At 68.1% G+C, this 18,699-nt stretch carries 14 protein-coding genes and 1 pseudogene; 10 read left to right on the top strand and 5 right to left on the bottom strand.

Annotated elements, in window-relative coordinates; translation table 11 throughout:
- Positions 1–732: ABC transporter ATP-binding protein (locus WS96_RS24135; RefSeq protein WP_179949978.1), on the top strand; the 732-nt coding region annotated here is incomplete at its 5' end.
- 27 nt (positions 733–759) lie between these two features.
- Here the strand turns inward: WS96_RS24135 and WS96_RS24140 are convergent.
- Positions 760–1,638, bottom strand: a complete 879-nt coding sequence (locus WS96_RS24140; protein WP_059835950.1) for a MurR/RpiR family transcriptional regulator — start codon at positions 1,636–1,638, stop codon at positions 760–762.
- Between the two features lie 367 nt (positions 1,639–2,005).
- Here WS96_RS24140 and ggt point away from each other — a divergent pair, with 367 nt between their 5' ends.
- Positions 2,006–3,757, top strand: a complete 1,752-nt coding sequence (gene ggt / locus WS96_RS24145; RefSeq protein WP_059835952.1) for a gamma-glutamyltransferase — start codon at positions 2,006–2,008, stop codon at positions 3,755–3,757.
- 181 nt (positions 3,758–3,938) lie between these two features.
- The gene (locus tag WS96_RS24150) at positions 3,939–5,267 is read left to right on the top strand and encodes a dicarboxylate/amino acid:cation symporter (RefSeq protein ID WP_059823086.1); all 1,329 of its coding nucleotides are present in this window, start codon (positions 3,939–3,941) and stop codon (positions 5,265–5,267) included.
- Positions 5,268–5,270: 3 nt separating this feature from the next.
- Here the strand turns inward: WS96_RS24150 and WS96_RS24155 are convergent, their stop codons facing one another.
- Positions 5,271–5,660: a DUF3331 domain-containing protein gene (locus WS96_RS24155; RefSeq protein ID WP_059782969.1), complete on the bottom strand. Its 390-nt coding sequence runs from the start codon at positions 5,658–5,660 to the stop codon at positions 5,271–5,273.
- A 44-nt stretch (positions 5,661–5,704) separates the two neighbouring features.
- The gene (locus WS96_RS24160; protein ID WP_059835953.1) at positions 5,705–6,997 is read right to left on the bottom strand and encodes an NAD(P)/FAD-dependent oxidoreductase; all 1,293 of its coding nucleotides are present in this window, start codon (positions 6,995–6,997) and stop codon (positions 5,705–5,707) included.
- 146 nt (positions 6,998–7,143) lie between these two features.
- On the opposite strand from WS96_RS24160, the gene WS96_RS24165 reads away from it, so the two are divergent.
- Positions 7,144–7,797: a TetR/AcrR family transcriptional regulator gene (locus tag WS96_RS24165; RefSeq protein WP_034204519.1), complete on the top strand. Its 654-nt coding sequence runs from the start codon at positions 7,144–7,146 to the stop codon at positions 7,795–7,797.
- A gap of 24 nt (positions 7,798–7,821) precedes the next feature.
- On the opposite strand, the gene WS96_RS24170 is transcribed toward WS96_RS24165, so the two are convergent.
- On the bottom strand, positions 7,822–8,733 hold the full coding sequence (locus tag WS96_RS24170) for a LysR family transcriptional regulator (RefSeq protein WP_034204520.1): 912 nt from the start codon (positions 8,731–8,733) through the stop codon (positions 7,822–7,824).
- A 114-nt stretch (positions 8,734–8,847) separates the two neighbouring features.
- Between WS96_RS24170 and WS96_RS24175 the strand changes: the two genes are divergently transcribed.
- Positions 8,848–9,609: an SDR family NAD(P)-dependent oxidoreductase gene (locus WS96_RS24175; protein WP_059835955.1), complete on the top strand. Its 762-nt coding sequence runs from the start codon at positions 8,848–8,850 to the stop codon at positions 9,607–9,609.
- Positions 9,610–9,633: 24 nt separating this feature from the next.
- On the opposite strand, the gene soxR is transcribed toward WS96_RS24175, so the two are convergent.
- Positions 9,634–10,113 carry a redox-sensitive transcriptional activator SoxR gene (soxR, locus tag WS96_RS24180; protein WP_059835957.1) on the bottom strand — a complete coding sequence of 160 codons (480 nt, stop codon included), beginning with the start codon at positions 10,111–10,113 and terminating at the stop codon, positions 9,634–9,636.
- A 79-nt stretch (positions 10,114–10,192) separates the two neighbouring features.
- Between soxR and WS96_RS24185 the strand changes: the two genes are divergently transcribed.
- From WS96_RS24185 to WS96_RS24205, 5 genes and pseudogenes are all read left to right on the top strand, one after another.
- Positions 10,193–11,389, top strand: coding sequence for an efflux RND transporter periplasmic adaptor subunit (locus WS96_RS24185; RefSeq protein WP_059835959.1), 1,197 nt, complete (start codon positions 10,193–10,195; stop codon positions 11,387–11,389).
- A gap of 13 nt (positions 11,390–11,402) precedes the next feature.
- On the top strand, positions 11,403–14,576 hold the full coding sequence (locus WS96_RS24190) for an efflux RND transporter permease subunit (protein WP_059836462.1): 3,174 nt from the start codon (positions 11,403–11,405) through the stop codon (positions 14,574–14,576).
- Positions 14,573–16,096 carry an efflux transporter outer membrane subunit gene (locus WS96_RS24195; RefSeq protein ID WP_059835960.1) on the top strand — a complete coding sequence of 508 codons (1,524 nt, stop codon included), beginning with the start codon at positions 14,573–14,575 and terminating at the stop codon, positions 16,094–16,096. Before WS96_RS24190 ends, WS96_RS24195 begins: the two co-directional genes overlap by 4 nt.
- 550 nt (positions 16,097–16,646) lie before the next feature.
- Positions 16,647–17,897 (top strand): annotated as a pseudogene (locus WS96_RS24200) (MFS transporter).
- 176 nt (positions 17,898–18,073) lie between these two features.
- Complete coding sequence (locus WS96_RS24205) at positions 18,074–18,685, top strand: cysteine hydrolase family protein (RefSeq protein ID WP_059835962.1); 612 nt, start codon at positions 18,074–18,076, stop codon at positions 18,683–18,685.
- Positions 18,686–18,699 lie beyond the last annotated feature (14 nt).

Consider the following 18,699-nt stretch of genomic DNA (forward strand, 5'->3'; position numbering starts at 1 on the left):
CAGGGCCGCATGCCGATCAAGTCGGTGCTGATCGTCACGCACAACATCGAGGAAGCGGTGTTCATGTGCGACCGGATTCTCGTGCTGTCGTCGAACCCGGGCCGCGTGATCGCCGAGATCAAGGTGCCGTTCAAGCATCCGCGCAATCGGCTCGATACCGATTTCCGCAAGCTGGTCGACGACATCTACGCGAAGATGACCGCACGCCAGACCGGCGAGGCGACGAAGAAGGGGCTCGAGCTCGGCAGCTGGCTGCCGCAAGTGTCGACCAACCTGATGGCCGGCCTGATCGAGACGCTCGCGATGGCGCCGTACCACGGTCGCGCCGACATGCCGGAAATCGCGCGCACGCTGCATCTCGAAGTCGACGAACTGTTCCCGATCGCGGAAGTGCTGCAGTACCTCGGCTTCGCGGACGTACGCGAAGGCGACGTGTTCCTGACGCCGCCCGCACGCGTGTTCGCGGAATTCGGCACGCAGGAGCGCAAGCTGATGTTCGCGGATCACCTGCTGAAGCACGTGCCGCTCGCCGCGCGGATCAGGAAGGTGCTGAACGAGCGTCCGGGCCACCGTGCGCCGCGCGTGCGCTTCGAGCAGGAACTGGAGGATTTTCTGTCCGACGAAGCGGCCGAGGAAACGCTCGACGCGGTGATCGACTGGGGCCGTTACGGCGAGGTCTTCTCGTACAACGACAAGACGGAAGTGTTCAGTCTGGAGGACGTCGAGAGTTGAGTGCCGTGCCCGAATGGCGAGCGCGTGTCATTCGGGCAAATCGCGCTGGGTGGTATCCCATTCGATCCCGCCCGCGTTGAGCTGCTCGATCTTCTCCATCCGCTGCCGCGCCAGTTCCGGCAGCCGGTTCGTCACGCCGATCACCAGCGCTTCGGCGAGCGCCAGCGCCGGCACGTTGGTCTGCAGCATCGCGAAAGGGCGCCCCTGGATCCGCAGCACGATCTCCGCGAATTCGCCGATCGGCGAGCGCCATTCGTCGGTGATCAGCAGGATCCGCGCGCCGAGCCGGTGCGCGGCCTGCGCGAAGCGGATGCTGTCCTTCTGGTAGCGGCGAAAGTCGAAGATCACGAGCAGGTCGTTGCGCCCCATGTCGGCCAGCGCGACGGACGCGAGATTCACGTTCGGCTCGACGTACTGCACGTGCGGCCGCGCATACGCCAGCGTGAACGAGAACAACGACGCGAGCGGCGCCGTATAGCGCCCGCCGCCGCAGAAGATGCGTACGTCCGGGTCGGCCAGCATCGCCACTGCTGCGTCGAACGCGGCCGCGTCGAGCCCTTCGATCGTGGTCGCAAGCGATTCGGACAGCCGCTGGAAAATCGCCGCGTGGCTGTCGCGCATGCCCGTTTCCGAATGAAAGGCATCCATGCGCGCGAGCGGCGAATTCATCGCGGTGTCTATTTCGTCGTGCAGCGCCTGCTGGAACGACGAATAGTTCGGAAAGCCGATCCGGACGACGAAGCGGAACACGGTCGGGTCGCTGACTTCCGCCTGCTTCGCGAACTGCGCGATGGGGCCCAGCCCGAGACTGGGATAGCGATCCAGCAACGCCTGCGCGACCTTTTGTTCCGACGGCGTGAAGCTATCCATCTGGGATAACAGCAACGCCCTGATGCTCGTCCCCATCGGCACTCCGGCTCTCTATCTGAATTGAACGATCGAACGGCAGACGTGCGTCTGCCGGTAACTGCACGCATGTTAGCCGATCGACGTGCGGCAGGCCGCGTACGGTTCGAAATTAGAGGGACGTATCGCTTGGCCCACGGATACGTTCATATATGTAATAAATCGAACATGCTTCGACAAAGATAGTCCCGCATGCCCGCTTTTAATTCAGTGATTACCCTAGTTTTTGACGCAAAAAAGCGGATGTTATGATCGCGGCCTTGCGGAAATGTACCGTTTATTACACGTCGAATAGGCGGCGTCGATACGCGGCGGTGCGGCCGCGCATCCCGGCATGCGCCGGTTTATTCGTCTGGAGGATTCCGTCATGAGGCGGCTCGTAGTACTCACCCTGTTGTCCGCGATGAGCGTGTGCGCGTTCGCCGCGTCGGACCCGGCGGTCGAAGCGAAGAACGGCATGGTCGTGTCGTCGCAGCACTTCGCGTCGCAGATCGGCGTCGACATCCTGAAGGCAGGCGGCAACGCGGTGGACGCGGCGGTGGCCGTCGGCTATGCGCAGGCCGTGACCAACCCGTGCTGCGGCAACATCGGCGGCGGCGGCTTCATGACCCTCCACCTGGCCGACGGTCGCGACCGCTTCATCAATTTCCGCGAGACCGCGCCGGCCGCGGCGTCCGCGAACATGTATCTCGATGCGGCCGGCAACGTCATCCCGGACCAGAGCCTGTACGGCTATCGCGCGGTCGGCGTGCCGGGCACGGTGGCCGGGCTCGATCTCGCGCAGCGCAAGTACGGGAAACTGACGCGCAAGCAGGTGATGGCGCCGGCGATCCGGCTCGCGCGCGACGGCTTCGTGCTGACGCGCGGCGATACCGACATCCTCGACACGACGGTCGAGCGCTTCAGGAAGGATCCGGAAGCCGCGCGCATTTTCCTGCGCCCGGACGGCACGGCGTTGCAGCCGGGCGATCGTCTGGTGCAGAAGGATCTGGCGCGCACGCTCGAGCGCATCGCGGAGGAGGGGCCGGACGCGTTCTATCACGGCGAGATTCCGAAGATCGTCGAAGCGGCGGCCAGGCGCGGCGGCGGCGTGATCGCGGCGGCCGATTTCGCGTCCTATCGCGCGCAGGACATGGCGCCGCTGACGTGCACGTATCGCGGCTACGAGTTCGTGTCGGCGCCGCCGCCGAGTTCGGGCGGCGTGACGATGTGCGAGACGCTGAACATCCTCGAAGGGTATGACCTGCGCAAGCTCGGCTACCACTCGGCCGCAGCGGTCCACTATATGACCGAAGCGATGCGCCATGCATACGAAGACCGCAACACGCTGCTCGGCGATCCGGACTTCATCGACAACCCGGTCGCGAAGCTGACGAGCAAGGAATACGCGGCGCAGATCCGCAAGAGCATCCATGCCGACACGGCGACGCCGTCGGTCGACGTGCAGCCCGGCGTCGGCGTGCACGAGAAGCCGGAAACGACGCATTACTCGATCGTCGACCATGACGGCAATGCGGTGTCGACGACCTATACGGTCAACGGCCGCTTCGGCGCCGTGGTCATCGCGCCGGGCACGGGCTTCTTCCTGAACGACGAGATGGACGACTTCACCGTGAAGGTCGGCGCGCAGAACCTGTTCGGCCTCGTGCAGGGCACGCGCAACTCGATCGCGCCGGGCAAGCGTCCGCTGTCGTCGATGGCGCCGACCATCGTGAAGAAGGACGGCAAGGTGTTCATGGTGGTCGGTTCGCCGGGCGGCTCGCGCATCATCACGATCACGCTGCAGACCGTGCTGAACGTGATCGACTACGGGATGACGCCGCAGGACGCGGTCGCCGCGCCGCGCATCCATCATCAGTGGCTGCCCGACGCGGTCTATTACGAAACCTACGGCCTGTCGCCCGACACGCTCGCGATCCTTCGCAACATGGGCTACAAGATGGTCGAGCAGACGCCGTGGGGCGCCGCCGAGCTGATCATGGTCGGCCTGCCGGGCACCGAAGCCGCGAGCCGCCAGAGTTCCGGGAACGATTCGTCCGTGTCCGGCAACGTGCGTGTCGGCTTCATCTACGGCTACAACGACCCGCGCCGTCCGGCGGGCTCCGCGATCGGCTATTGACCCGGTCGCTTCATGCCGGACCGCTGCCGCCGGCGTTCGCGTTGCTGCGAATGCCGGTGCGGCGGCAGCGCGTCCGTTCGCGGATCTCCATGTCGGCCCGCGCGGCGCGCCCCGCGCGCGCCCTGGCACGGCACGCGCCACCTTCTTCCGTCAACTCCATCGCCGTGCGGCGAATTCCATCATGAACAAACGAATGTCTGCGGCAGGCTGGATCCTGCTCGCGATGGCAGCCGGCATCCTGATCGGCTACCTGATCTACACGCAGCTTCCGGACAAGCAGTCGGCCGCCGAAATTGCCGGCTACATCTCGCTCGTGTCCGACGTGTTCCTGCGGCTGATCAAGATGGTGATCGGCCCGCTGGTGTTCTCGACGCTGGTGGTCGGCATCGCGCACATGGGCGATGCGTCGTCGGTCGGGCGCGTGTTCGTGAAGGCGCTCGGCTGGTTCGTCACCGCGTCGCTGGTCTCGCTGCTGCTGGGCCTGCTGATGGCGAACCTGCTGCGGCCCGGCGAGAACCTCGGCCTGCCGCTGCCGGACATCGGCGCGTCCGCGCATCTCGCGACGTCCAAGTTCACGCTGAAGGATTTCGTCGGGCACATGGTGCCGAAGTCGATCGCCGAGGCGATGGCGAACAACGAGATCCTCCAGATCGTCGTGTTCTCGATGTTCTTCGGCGTCGCGCTCGCCGCGCTCGGCGAGCGCGGCAAGATCCTCGTCGCGGCGATCGACCAGCTCGCGCACGTGATGCTGAAGATCACCGGCTACGTGATGAAGCTCGCGCCGCTCGCGGTGATGGCGGCGATGGCGTCGACCGTCGCGGTCAACGGGTTGTCGATCCTGCTGAAGTTCGCGGTGTTCATGGGCGACTTCTACGTGAGCCTCGTGCTGCTGTGGGCCACGCTCGTCGCGGCCGGGCTGCTGTTCCTCGGTCGCCGCGTGTTCAAGCTGCTCGTGCTGATCAAGGAAGCGTTCATGCTGTCGTTCGCGACGGCCAGCTCCGAAGCAGCGTATCCGAAGATCCTCGACGCGCTCGACCGTTTCGGCGTGCGGCGCAAGATCTCGAGCTTCGTGATGCCGATGGGCTATTCGTTCAACCTCGACGGGTCGATGATGTACTGCACGTTCGCGTCGCTGTTCATCGCGCAGGCGTACGACATCCACCTGTCGTTCGGCACGCAAGTCACGATGCTGCTGATCCTGATGCTGACGTCGAAGGGGATGGCCGGCGTGCCGCGCGCATCGCTCGTCGTGATCGCGGCGACGCTGCACCAGTTCAACATCCCGGAAGCCGGGCTGCTGCTGATTCTCGGCGTCGATACGTTCCTCGACATGGGCCGCTCGGCCACGAACGCGGTGGGCAACTCGATCGCCAGCGCGGTGGTCGCGAAGTGGGAAGGCGAGCTGATGTCGGAGTCCGAAGCGAATGCGCATGCCGCGCATCTCGACGCGGAGCTCGAACGGCAGAACGATGCGCCGGCCTATGGCGCCGGTCAGACCACGTCGACCTGACGGTCAGGCCGCCAGGGCGTCGTCGATGCACGCCGCGAGCACCATCGCGGCGGCGTTGCCCGGCGTCGAGCCGAGCAGTTGCGGCGCATAGACGCTGTCGCCGATCTCGATCGATCGCCCCGACAGCGCGCACACGCCGCGCTTGCGCGTCGTGAACAGGCGCCACTTCTGGTAGCCGTAGTGCCCGGTGCACGCGTCGCACCACGAGATCATCACGGTGTCGGCCGTGGGCCGTTCGAGCACGCTGATGGTCGGCTTGCTCGTCGCGTCCCACGCCGGCAGCCGGTCGCGCGTGACGCTGCGCCGCCGCGGGCCGCCCCACGAGACGGACGGCATGTCGAAGCGGCCGATTGCGGCGACGGTCATGAGCCAGGGCGCTGCGCGGTTGTTCATGTCTCTGTTCCTCGAAACGTTACGCGGTGCCGCGACGCGCGGCATCACGACAGGCGGATGCGCGGCTGTACCCAGCCGTTGATCCGTTCGGCGATCCACAGCAAGGTGGCCTTGGGGAAACCGTGCAGCGCCTGCTGGTGCCGCCGGTAGAGCATCAGGTGGCTGAACTGCGCGAAGCGCCCCTGGATGAAGCCGCCGCGGAAGAACCCGAACTGCCCGAGCGTGCCGAACGCGTCGTAATCGCTGATCGACACCAGCGCGCCGAAATCGCGGAACGCGAACGGCGGAATCGGCGTGCCGTCGAGCCACGCGGGCAGGTGCTTCGCGAGATGCTCGGCCTGCTGCGTCGCGACCTGCGCGGTCGGCGGCAGCGGCCGTTCGTGGCCGTCGGGCAGCAGGCTCCCGCAATCGCCGATCGCGAACACGTGCTCGTCGCCGGTTGCCTGCAGCGTGGGGCCGACCACGATCTGGTTCGCGCGGTTCGTGTCGAGCCCGCCCAGCGCCTGCATGAAATCGGGCGCCTTCACGCCGGCCGCCCAGACCATCAGGTCCGCTTCGGTGAACGAACCGTCGCCGTAATGGAAGCCGTTCGCGTCGGCCGACGTGACGCGCGTCGACGTCAGTACGTGAAAGCCGATCTGTTCGAGCCGCCGCTGGGCCGACGCGGAAATCCGTGCCGGAAACGCGTTGAGGATGCGCGGGCCGCTTTCGAGCAGCGTGAGCTGCAGCCGCTCGCGCACCGTTTCGTCACCGTACGCCTGCGCCACTTCCAGCAACCGGCTCAACTCCGCTGCGAGCTCCACGCCCGTCGCGCCCGCGCCGACGATCGCGACGCGAAACGGCTCGTCGCGCGCGATGCTGCGGAACACGCGCATCCGCAACGCTTCGTTGAAGGTTTCCGCTTGCTGCTGGCTGTCGATGAAGTAGCAGTGCTCGCGCACGCCGGGCACGCCGAAATCGTTGGCCTGGCTGCCGAGCGCGAGGATCAGCACGTCGTATTCGAGTTCGCGTGCGTCGATCACTACGTCGCCGTCCTGCGAGCGGATCTCGCCGAGCTGCACGCGGCGGCGTGCGCGATCGAGCCCCTTCAGTTCGCCGGGCTGGTACGCGTAGCCGTGATCGCGGGCGTGGGCGAGAAAGATCACCTGTTGCTGCTGGACGTCGCGCGTGCCGGCCGCGATCGTGTGCAGCATCGGCTTCCAGATGTGCGTCGGACTGCGGTCGACGACCGTGATCTGCGCCCGCCCGGATCGGCCGAGACGCTCGCCCAGACGGGTCGCGAGCTGCAGTCCGGCGATCCCGCCGCCGACGATGACGATGCGTGTAGGGGTTGTCATGTATAAATCATCACGTGATGAATAAGGTATGATCCTAGCGCTTCCCGGCTCGGCGTGTCAACGCAGCGGGGCAGGCCGCCCGCTTCCGGTACGCGAAGCCGGGTACCGGGCACGGGCATTCGAATCGTTCAAGGAGCAGGAAAAACGTGGCAGAAGTCACTGAGCGCGCGCCGTCGAAGCGGCGTACGCGCGGACGGCCGCTGGCGGATGCGTCCGTCGGTCCGGACGTGATATTGCGGGCCGCGCGCCGCACGTTCGCGAAGCGCGGCTACGACGCGACGAGCGTGCGCGAAGTCGCGCGCGAGCTGGGCATCGATGCGGCGCTGATCGCCCATCACTTCGGTACGAAGGAAACGTTGTGGCTGGCGGTCGTCGAGCAGATCGCCGAGTTGGCCGAACCGATGTTCGACGCGCTGCGCGCGTTGCGCACGTCGTCGCTGCCGCATCGCGATCGCGTGCGGCGCGCGCTCGAGCTGTGCGTCGATCACGAGTTCGCGGAGCCGGATATCGCCATGTTCTTCTCGACGGCGGCGACCGAGGAGGGCGGGCGGCTCGACCGGCTGCAGGAGCGGATCGTGCGCCCGTATCACGACGCGATGTTGCCGCTCTTGGCGGACGCGGTCGAGGCCGGCGCGATCCGTCCGGTCGATCCGAACGTGCTGTTTTTCATGATCGCGAGCGCGGTGGGCACGACGGTGTCGTACAGCCACATGATGCTGGAGTTCACGTCGCTGCCGACGCGGCCGGAAGCATTCCGGCAGGCCGTGCTCGGCGTCGCGCTCAACTTCCTCGGCGACTGAACGCCGCGCGCGCGATGCGCGCGGTCACGTCGCGGCAACCAGCCCCAGTTCGCGCACCGCGTCGCGCGCGCTCTCGCGCAGCGCATCGACGAGCGGCGACGGCGTCCGGTACGCGAGCGCCAGTTCGTACGCGAGCGGGCTGCCCGCATCCTTCAGTTCGCAGAACGTAATGCCTTGCGGCTGCATCGGCACGAACAGGCGCGGCATCAGCGCGATGCCGATGCCGCCCGCGACGAGCCCGGCCGTCGTCTGCATCTGGCGCGGTTGCTGGACCACGCGCGGCGCGAAGCCCGCCTGCGCGCATGCCGTCACGATCAGCGCATGCATGCCGGGCCCGTGATGCGCGGCAAACATGACCCACGGTTCGTCCGCCAGTTCGGCCAGCGCGATGCGGCGGCGGCGCGCGAGCCGATGGCCGTCGGGCAGCGCGGCCACCATCCGGTCGCGCAGCAGCGGTTCGACACGCACGTCGCCGGCGTCGGCCACCGGCAGCACGACGAGGCCGACGTCCGTGCGATCGTGACGCAGCGCGAGCACCTGTTCGGCCGTCGTGCCTTCCTCGAGCTGGAAATCGACGCCCGGATGCCGTTCCTGGAACGCGCGCAGGATCAGCGGCAACAGCGCATTGACCGTGCTGTCGACGAAGCGCAGCCGCAGCGTGCCGCCGAGGCCGGCGCCCGCGCGGCGCGCCGCGGCCACCGCGCGCTCGGCCTGTTCGAGCGCGCGCCGCGCTTCGAGCAGGAATGCTTCGCCGGCCGGCGTGAGCCGCGAGCCGCGCGTGTCGCGGTCGAGCAACGCGACGCCCAGTTCGTCCTCGAGCTTGCGGATCGCCGCGCTGAGCGGCGGCTGGGCCATGTGCAGCCGCTCGGCAGCGCGCCGGAAGCTGAGCGTTTCGGCGACCGCGATGAATTGCCGGAACTGGCGCAGATCGATCATGGCGATACCTTCTGCGTATCAAGATGTCATCGAATTCGTATTTTACCTATCGCCTTCCGTTGCCCACACTGCAAACGTCACCAATCGTCAACACCGAGGAAAGGAGGGCAGGTCATGACGGGCAACGAACGACAACGCACGGCGATCGTCACGGGCGGATCGAGCGGGATCGGCTTCGCGATCGCGCGCCGGCTGGTGCAGGACGGGTATCGCGTCGCGATCGTCGGGCGCGACGCGGCGCGGCTGACGGCGGCCGTCGAGCGTCTGGGCGGCGCGGCGATCGGGCAGGCCGGCGACCTCGGCGTGCGGCGCGACGCGCAAGCGGCCGTCGCCGCGATCGTCGCGCGATGGCCGCGCATCGACGTGCTGGTCAACAACGCGGGGCTGACCGGGCGCGTCGGCGCGGATACCGAAGCGGCGGAGGCCGAGGCCGTATGGGACGCGGTGCTCCATGCGAACCTGAAAAGCCTGTTTCTGACGACGATGGCCGTGCTGCCGCACCTGGCCGACCATGCCGCGCGCATCGTCAACATCGGTTCGATCGCGGCGCGTGCCGGCAGCCTGCTGCCGGGCGGCCTCGCGTATGCGGCCGCGAAGGCCGGCGTCGAAGGCTTCACCGTCGCGCTGGCGCGCGAACTCGGGCCGCGCGGGGCGACGGTCAATACGGTCGCGCCCGGCTATATCGCCGACACGCGTTTGTTCGGCGACAGCGGGGTCGCGCCGGCCGTCGCGGCGACGATCCGCGAGCAGACGCCGGTCGGCCGCGCCGGGCAGCCGGACGACATCGCCGATGCGGTCGCCTGGCTCGCCGGGCCGCGCGCGTCGTTCGTCACGGGCGCGACGATCGCGGTGAACGGCGGCTGGCGCGTCGGGTGATGCGGGACGCGCGCGGCGCGCGCGTCATTCGGAATCGGTCGGCGGCTTGTCGCCGAGCCAGCGTCGCGCGCCGGGCCCGTTGCGGCCCGCGCGATCGTCCGGGTTGGTCAGCTTGCAGCGTTTCAGCGACAGGCAGCCGCAGCCGATGCATTCGTCGAGATTGATGTAGAGCCGCTGCAGCTCCTCGATCCGGCTCGCGACGCGCTGCTTCCAGCCGCGCGACAGCCCCTGCCAGTCCTTGTTGGTCGGCGCGGTGTCCTCGGGCAGGCTGACGAGCTGTTCGGCGATTTCGTCGAGCGAATAGCCGATCTTCTGCGCGAACACGATGAATGCGATCAGCCGCAGCACCGCGCGCGAATAGTGGCGATGACTCGAGCCGTTGCGGTGCGACTTGATCAACCCGCGCATCTCGTAGAAGCGCAGCGTCGACGCCGGCACCCCGCTGCGCGCGGCCACTTCGCGGATCGACATCAGCGGCCACTGCGGGGTTTCCTGGATACCCATGACACCCTCCGGGAAAGCTTGACTTGAAGTTAACTTGAACTTTTATGCTACGCGGCAGTTTAACCCGTCGCGAGGCATCATGTTCTCCTTTTCCCTACGCAGGACGTCGCCTTTGGGCGCCGCCTGCGCCCTGTTGCTGGTGTTGTCGGGTTGTCACGACGGCAAAGGCGCATCGTCGGCCCATCCTCTTCCCGAAGTCGGCGTCGCCACCGTCGCGCCGCGTACCGTCCGCCTCGCGGACGAATTCAACGGACGCGTCGAAGCGGTCGACGCGGTCGAGCTGCGGCCGCGCGTGAGCGGCTATCTGCAGCGTGTCGCATACAAGGAGGGCGACGTGGTCGCGCAGGGCGCGCTGCTGTTCGAGATCGATCCGCGCCCGTACCGGATCGCGCTCGACCGTGCGAATGCGCAGCAACAGCGCGCCCGTGCGGCCGCGAGCCTCGCGAACGTGCAACTCAAGCGCGTGCAGACGCTGATCGATGCGCATGCGACGTCGCAGGAAGAACTCGACAACGCGCGCGCGACTGCCGAACAGGCCCGCGCCGATCTGCAGGCGGCCGATGCGGCCGTTGCCGACGCGAAGCTCAATCTCGGTTTCACCGAAGTGCGCGCACCGATCGCGGGCCGCGTCGGCCGCGCGGTCGCTACCGTCGGCAATCTCGCGCGTGCGGACGACACGCTGCTGACGACCGTCGTGTCGCAGGATCCGGTCTACGTGTATTTCGATTGCGACGAGCAGAGCTACCTGCGCTACAACGCGCGGCGCGCCGATCCGAAACATCGCGCGATCGGCGCCGATCCGGTGCGCATCGGCCTCGCGAACGAGACGGGCTTCCCGCATGCGGGCACCGTCGATTTCCTCGACAACCGGCTCGATCCGCAGACCGGCACGATCCGCGCACGCGTGCGGCTGCCGAATGCGGACCATGCGTTTACGCCGGGCCTGTATGCGCGCGTGCAGCTCGTCAGCGGCCGCGACCAGAGCGCATTGCTGGTCGACGACAAGGCCGTGCTGACCGACCAGGACCGCAAGTACGTGTACGTGATCGGCGCGGGCGACAAGGCGCTGCGCCGCGACGTGACGATCGGCCGCGAACTCGACGGCGAGCGGATCGTCGAGAAGGGGCTGCAGGCGGGCGACCGCGTGGTCGTCGACGGCGTGCAGCGCATCTACTATCCGGGCGCGCAGGTGAAGCCGAAGGCGCTGCCCGCGCGCGCCGATGCGGGCAGCGCGACGCAGGCGGTCGCCGATGCCGGCGCGCCTGCCGCGCAATGACGGGAGCGATACGATGGATTTCTCCCGATTCTTCATCGACCGGCCGATCTTCGCGGTCGTGCTGTCGATCGTCATCTTCGCGATCGGCCTGATCTCGATCCCGATGCTGCCGGCCGGCGAATATCCGGAAGTCGTGCCGCCGAGCGTCGTCGTGCGTGCGACGTACCCGGGCGCGAACCCGAAGGAAATCGCCGAGTCGGTGGCCGAGCCGCTGGAAGAAGCGATCAACGGCGTCGAAGGCATCATGTACATGAAGTCGGTCGCCGGTTCGGACGGCAGCCTGCAGGTCGTCGTCACGTTCCTGCAGGGCGTCGACCCCGACACGGCCGCCGTGCGCGTGCAGAACCGCGTGAGCCAGGCGCTGTCGCGCCTGCCCGACGAGGTGCGCCAGTACGGCGTGACCACGCAGAAGCAGTCGCCGACGCCGCTGATGTACGTGAGCCTCTATTCGCCGGACAACAGCCGCGATTCGCTGTACCTGCGCAACTACCTGACGCTGCACGTGAAGGACGAACTGTCGCGGCTCACCGGCATCGGCGACGTCGGCGTGTACGGCTCCGGCGATTACGCGATGCGGCTGTGGCTCGACCCGAACCGGCTCGCGTCGCGCGGCTTGACCGCGAGCGACGTGATCGCGGCCGTGCGCGAGCAGAACGTGCAGGTGTCGGCCGGTCAGCTCGGCGCGGAGCCGTCGCCGAAGAAAAACGACTTCCTCGTGTCGATCAACGTGCGCGGCCGCTTGCGCACGGTGCAGGAATTCGGCGACATCGTGCTGCGCAACGGCGACGACGGCCAGGTCGTGAAGCTGTCCGACGTCGCACGCATCGAGCTCGGCGCGGGCGACTACACGCTGCGTTCGTATTTCAACGACAAGCATTCGGCCGTGGTCGGCATCTTCCTGTCGCCGGGCGCGAACGCGCTCGACGTCGCGAAGGCCGTGTATGCGAAGCTCGACGAGCTGTCGAAGCGCTTCCCGCCCGGCGTCGCATACCGCCCCGTGTGGGACCCGACGGTGTTCGTGCGCGAATCGATCCGCGCGGTGCAGCACACGCTGATCGAGGCCGTCGTGCTGGTCGTGCTCGTCGTGATCCTGTTCCTGCAAACGTGGCGCGCGTCGATCATTCCGCTCGTCGCGGTGCCGGTGTCGGTGGTCGGTACGTTCGCATGGCTCTATCTGCTCGGCTACTCGATCAACACGCTGACGCTGTTCGGGCTTGTGCTCGCGATCGGGATCGTCGTCGACGATGCGATCGTCGTCGTCGAGAACGTCGAGCGCAACATCGCCCGGGGGCTGAGCCCGCGCGACGCCGCACACCAGGCGATGCGCGAGGTGTCGGGGCCGATCGTCGCGATCGCGCTCGTGCTGTGCGCGGTGTTCGTGCCGATGGCGTTCATGTCGGGCGTGACCGGCCAGTTCTACAAGCAGTTCGCGGTGACGATCGCGATCTCGACGGTGATCTCCGCGATCAACTCGTTGACGCTGTCGCCCGCGCTCGCCGCGAAGCTGCTGCGTCCGCACGGCGCGCCGAAGGATGCGCTGACGCGTGCGCTCGATCGCGCATTCGGCTGGCTGTTCCGTCCGTTCAACCGGTTCTTCGAACGCAGCTCCGATCGTTATCACGGCGTCGTCGGGCGCACGTTGAAGCGGCGCGGTATGGTGTTCGCCGTCTATGCGGCGCTGCTCGCGGCGACCGCGCTGCTGTTCGACGCGGTGCCGGGCGGCTTCATCCCGGTGCAGGACAAGCTGTACCTGTTCGCGGGCGCGAAGCTGCCGGAAGGCGCGTCGCTCGCGCGCACCAGCGCGGTGACCGAGCAGATGACGAAGATCGCGCTCGGCACCGACGGCGTCGAGATGGTGCCGGCGTTCGCCGGGCTGAACGCGTTGCAGGGCGTGAACACGCCGAACATCACGAACTCGTACGTGATCCTGAAGCCGTTCGACCGGCGTCATCGCAGCGCCGCGCAGATCAACGCGGACCTGAACGCGCGCTTCGCGGCGATCGGCGGCGGCATCACCTATGCGCTGATGCCGCCGCCGATCCAGGGTCTCGGCAACGGTTCCGGCTACTCGCTGTACCTGGAGGATCGCGGCGGGCTCGGCTACGGCGAATTGCAGAAGGCGCTCGGCGCGTTTCAGGCCGCGGTCGCGAAGACGCCGGGGATGAGCTATCCCGTCAGCTCGTACCAGGCGAACATCCCGCAGCTCGAGGTGAAGGTCGACCGGCTCAAGGCGAAGGCGCAGGGCGTCGCGCTGACCGATCTGTTCAATACGTTGCAGGTCTATCTCGGCTCGATGTACGTGAACGACTTCAACGTGTTCGGCCGCGTGTATCGCGTGATGGCGCAAGCGGATGCCGGTCACCGGCAGACGGCCGCCGACATCGCGAACCTGCGCACGCGCAACGCGAAGGGCGAGATGGTGCCGATCGGCTCGATGGTGACGGTCGGGCCCGCGTACGGCCCCGACCCGGTCGTCCGCTACAACGGTTATCCGGCCGCCGATCTGATCGGCGACGCCGATCCGAAGACGATGTCGTCGTCGCAGGCGATCGCGAAGCTGCAGCAGATCGCGAAGGACGTGCTGCCGCCGGGCATCACGCTCGAATGGACCGACCTCAGCTACCAGCAGGTCACGCAGCGCAACGCGGCGATCGTCGTCTTTCCGCTGGCCGTGATGCTGGTGTTCCTGGTGCTCGCGTCGCTGTACGAGAGCTGGACGCTGCCGCTCGCGGTGATCCTGATCGTGCCCGTGTGCATGTGCGCGGCGCTGTTCGGCGTGTGGCTGTCCGGCGGCGACAACAACGTGTTCGTGCAGGTCGGCCTGGTCGTGCTGATGGGGCTGGCGTGCAAGAACGCGATCCTGATCGTCGAATTCGCGCGCGAGCTCGAGATCCAGGGCAAGGGCGCGGTCGAAGCGGCGCTCGAAGCGTGCAGGCTGCGGCTGCGTCCGATCGTGATGACGTCGGTCGCGTTCATCGCGGGCTCGGTGCCGCTGCTGATCGGCAGCGGCGCGGGCAGCGAGGTGCGGGCGGCCACCGGCGTCACCGTGTTCGCCGGGATGCTGGGCGTCACGCTGTTCGGGCTGTTCCTGACGCCCGTGTTCTATGTGGCGATCCGCAAGCTCGCGGGCGGCACGCCGGCCGTCTGGCGCGAACAGCACGGCACCCTCGAAGGAGAAAACCGATGAGCGCCGCTTTCCGTCTTTCCGCGCTGGCGATGTCGGTGATGCTCGCTGCCTGCGCGGTCGGCCCCGATTTCGAACGGCCCGATACGATCACGGCGGCGCGGTTCGCGCGCGACGACCATCCTGCGACGCAGCGCGGCGCGTCGCAGGCCGATACGCAGCCCGATATGCCGCCCGACGCGTCGGCGGAGGCCGATGCCGCGTTCTGGCGCGGGTTCGGCGATCCGGTGCTGACGCAGTTGATCGATGCGGCGCTCGCGGCGAACCAGGACCTGCAGGTCGCGGTGTCGCGTTACGACGCGTCGAATGCGCTGTTGTCTCAGGCAACGTTCGACCGCTATCCGACGATCACCGCGAGCGGCCGGATCGGCCATCAATTGATGAGCAAGGATCAGGCGTTCGGCGCGCCGCGCAGCCAGCGCGACACGCCGACGTCGAGCGTCGGCATCAATGCCGCGTGGGAACTCGACCTGTTCGGCCGCGTACGCCGCTCGATCGAGTCGCAACGCGCGGAAACGGCGGCGAGCGCGGCCGACGTACGCGCGGTGCGGGTCGCGATCGCGGCGGAGGTCGCGAGTACGTACGTCGACCTGCGCGGCTCGCAGGAGCGGTTGCGGATCGCCCGCGAGAACGCCGACAACCAGAAGCAGACGCTCGCGCTGATCAATGCGCGCGTCGGCGCGGGACGCGGCTCCGACCTCGACGCGGCGCGCGCACGCGCGCAGTACGAATCGACGACGTCGCGGATCGCCGTGTACGAAGCCGCGATCGGCGTCGACGAGCATCGGCTCGCGGTGTTGACCGGGCAGACGCCGGATGCGCTGATCGGCCGGTTCGACCTGCCGAAGGCGGCCGCGCCGACGGGCACGCCGGTCCCGCTGCCGGCGCTCGCGGCCGACCTCGATCCCGGCACGCCGGGCGACCTGCTGCGCCGCCGTCCCGATGTCGCGGCCGCCGAGGCGCGGCTGCATGCGGCGACCGCGCGTGTCGGCGTCGCGACCGCCGACCTGTTCCCGCGCTTCACGCTGTCCGGGTTGCTCGGCAGCGCGACGAGCAGCTACGGGTTCTTCCGCGCGGGCAGCGACACGAACCTGATCGCGCTCGGCATCGACTGGTCGTTCCTCGACGTCGGCCGCGTGCGTGCACGGATCGCGGCGAGCGACGCGGAAGCGGCCGGCCAGCTTGCGCAGTACCGGCAGACCGTACTCGGCGCGCTGGAGGAAACCGAGAACGCGCTGCTGCGTGTCGCCCGAACGCGTGACGAGACCGCGCATCTCGTGCGCGCGGCCGACGACAGCGCACGCGCCGCGCAGCTTGCGCAGGCGCGTTTCTCGGCCGGCGCGATCGACTACTACGAAGTGCTCGACGCGCAGCGCACGCTGCTGCAGGCGCAGGACGCGGCGGCCGACGGACGGATTCGCAGCGCGGCATCGACGGTCGCGCTGTACAAGGCGCTCGCAGGCGGCTGGCCGTCGGGCACGGGGCAGGGCGTGCAAGGCCCGCTCGCTCGGTTGGGGAAGTAGCGCGGGCAGGGTTCGGGTCTTGCTCGCGGCGATGCGGGAAGCTCAGGCCGAAGGTCTGACGGGTCGTGGCTCCGGCGAGCGGCACGAGCGCGATGCGGTGCGCGAACAGCTCGCGCGCACGGCCGGGGCAGCAGCGAGCAGCCGACGTTGCCCGATACGAGGTTGGTCGGCGAGAAGATGTCGCTCACCGCGTCACGACGTTCGTCGTCACGTGGCCGACGCGTGCGAGCGGGTCGCCCGTCGCACCTGCGGGGTACGTGCCGTTCGCGGGATCGTTCGGGCTCCTCTCCAGCGTGTTCGTGCACGTCGGCGCGCCGTGCATGGTCGCGGGCCGACTTGGTTCAGGGCGGGCCGCCGTGCGTCGAGTCGCCCGGCGTGCCGAGATCGATGTCGGCCGCGAGCGCCGGCAGCGGGACCGGCGTGCCCATCGGCGCGGGCCGCATGCGGGGTATCGCACGAACCGATGCTTAGCATCGCCGGCGGCGGCCTACCGCGGCGGCCGCCCGATCATTACGCTTGGGCGATCGTCCACTCTGTCCGGAAGGTCGCCATGTCCCGGTTCGATTACAAACTGCTCGGCCCCTGCCTGCTCGCCATCGCGCTCGACGCGATGGGGTTCGGGCTCGTTTATCCGATGATGTCCGCCATCTTCAGCGATCCGCACGCGGGCATCCTGCCGGCCGGCGCCAGCGCACACGCACGCAATTTCTATCTCGGTCTCGGCTACGGGATCTACCCGCTGTGCATGTTCTTCGGCTAGTCGCTGATGGGCGAGCTGTCCGATCGCTACGGCCGCCGTCGGATCCTGCTGCTGTGCTTGCTGGGCCTCGCGATCGGCTACGCGACGATGGCGGTCGGTGCGTGGCAGGGCAGCGTCGCGCTGCTGCTCGCCGGCCGCGGGCTCACCGGCCTGATGGCCGGGTGCCAGGGTATCGCGCAGGCGGCCGTCGCCGATCTCGGCACGCCCGATACGAAGGCGTACGACATGAGCATCATGTCGCTCGCGTTCAGCGCGGGCGTGATCGTCGGCCCGGTGCTCGGCGGCGTCGCGTCCGACCGGACGATCTCGCCGCTGTTCGACTACGGCACGCCGTTCGTGCTGGTCGCGGCGCTGTCGCTGATCTGCGCGTGCTGGACCTGGGCGTCGTATCGCGATTGCGCCGCGCCGCGCGGCGATACGCGCATCGATCCGCTGCTGCCGTTGCGGATCATCCGGGAGGCCGCGCGCCAGCGCAACGTCGCGTTCCTGTCGGTGGTGTTCTTCCTGATGCAGGTCGGCTACGGGCTTTATCTGCAGACCATCATGCTGCTGTTGCAGGCGAAATTCGGCTATACGAGCGCGCGGCTCGGGCTGTTCAGCGGCGTGATCGGCATCTGCTTCGTGTTCGGCCTGGTGTGCGTCGTGCGGCTGATGCTGCGCGTGTGGGGCGTGATCGAGATCGCGAAGACGGGCCTGCTGGTGGCCGGCCTTGGCCAGATCCTGTCCGCGTTGTTTCCGCACGAACCGGTGCTGTGGGTGCTCGCGATGGTCGTCGGCTGTTTCGACATGGTTGCGTACACAACGATGTATACCGCGTTTTCCGATGCCGTGAGCGACGATCGACAGGGCTGGGCGCTCGGCGTCGCAGGCTCGGTGATGGCGGTCGCGTGGGTCGTGACGGGTGCGCTGACGAACCTGCTGCCCGTATTCGGCGAAATCGGCCTGCTGCTGATCGGCGGCGCGGGTTTCCTGCTCAGCTTCGCGATGATGGTCGCTTACGGCCGTACGCGGCCGGGCGCGCGAACGGCCGTGCTGTCGTAGGCGGCGCTCGCGCACGTTGGCCCGATTCTGTCGGACGTTGTCCCGCGCGCCGCTGTCGCGACACGCCGCGCGGCCCGACACTGGCGCGTCGCGGCCGGAGAGGTTCCGGGCCGCGTCCGGCGACGCCGCAAGGCCGGCGCGCCGTTCCGCCAATGTATCGACCGACAGGACATCCCATGCAACATCCGACCATCCGTACCCTGGCCGGCGCGAGCGCGCCGACGTCGATCGCCGCCGCGCGCACCGCGCTGCCGGTGATCGATTTCCAGAACGAATACTTCAGCGGCCGTCTGCCGATTCCGGACGGGCCGCGTGCGCTGGGCAATGCGCGGCGCGTGATCGCGTTCGCCGACCGCGCGGGCATTCCGGTGTTCCACGTCCAGCACGTCGGGTCGGCCGACAGCCCGATCTTCGCCGACGGCAGCGACGGCTTCCGCTTTCATGCGGACCTGCAGCCGGCGCCCGCTCACACGGTCGTGAAGAAAACGTCGGTGAGCGTCTTCCCGACGACCGACCTCGATGCGCGGCTGAAGGCGGCCGGCATCGACACGCTGATCGTCACCGGCCTGATGACGCATGCGTGCGTGGCCGGCGCGGCACGCGATGCGGTGCCGCTCGGCTATGCGGTGATCGTCGTCGACGATGCCTGTGCGACGCGCGATCTCGACGTCGCGGACGGCGGCACGGTGCCGCACCGCGACCTCCATCGTGCGACGCTGGCCGCATTGTCGGACACGTTCGGCGACGTGCTGACCACCGAGCAGGTGCTGGCGCTCGGCGTCGCGTGACGGCGCCGGTTCGC

This window comes from Burkholderia sp. MSMB1835 (assembly GCF_001526365.1).
In the GTDB taxonomy this organism is placed as follows: domain Bacteria; phylum Pseudomonadota; class Gammaproteobacteria; order Burkholderiales; family Burkholderiaceae; genus Burkholderia.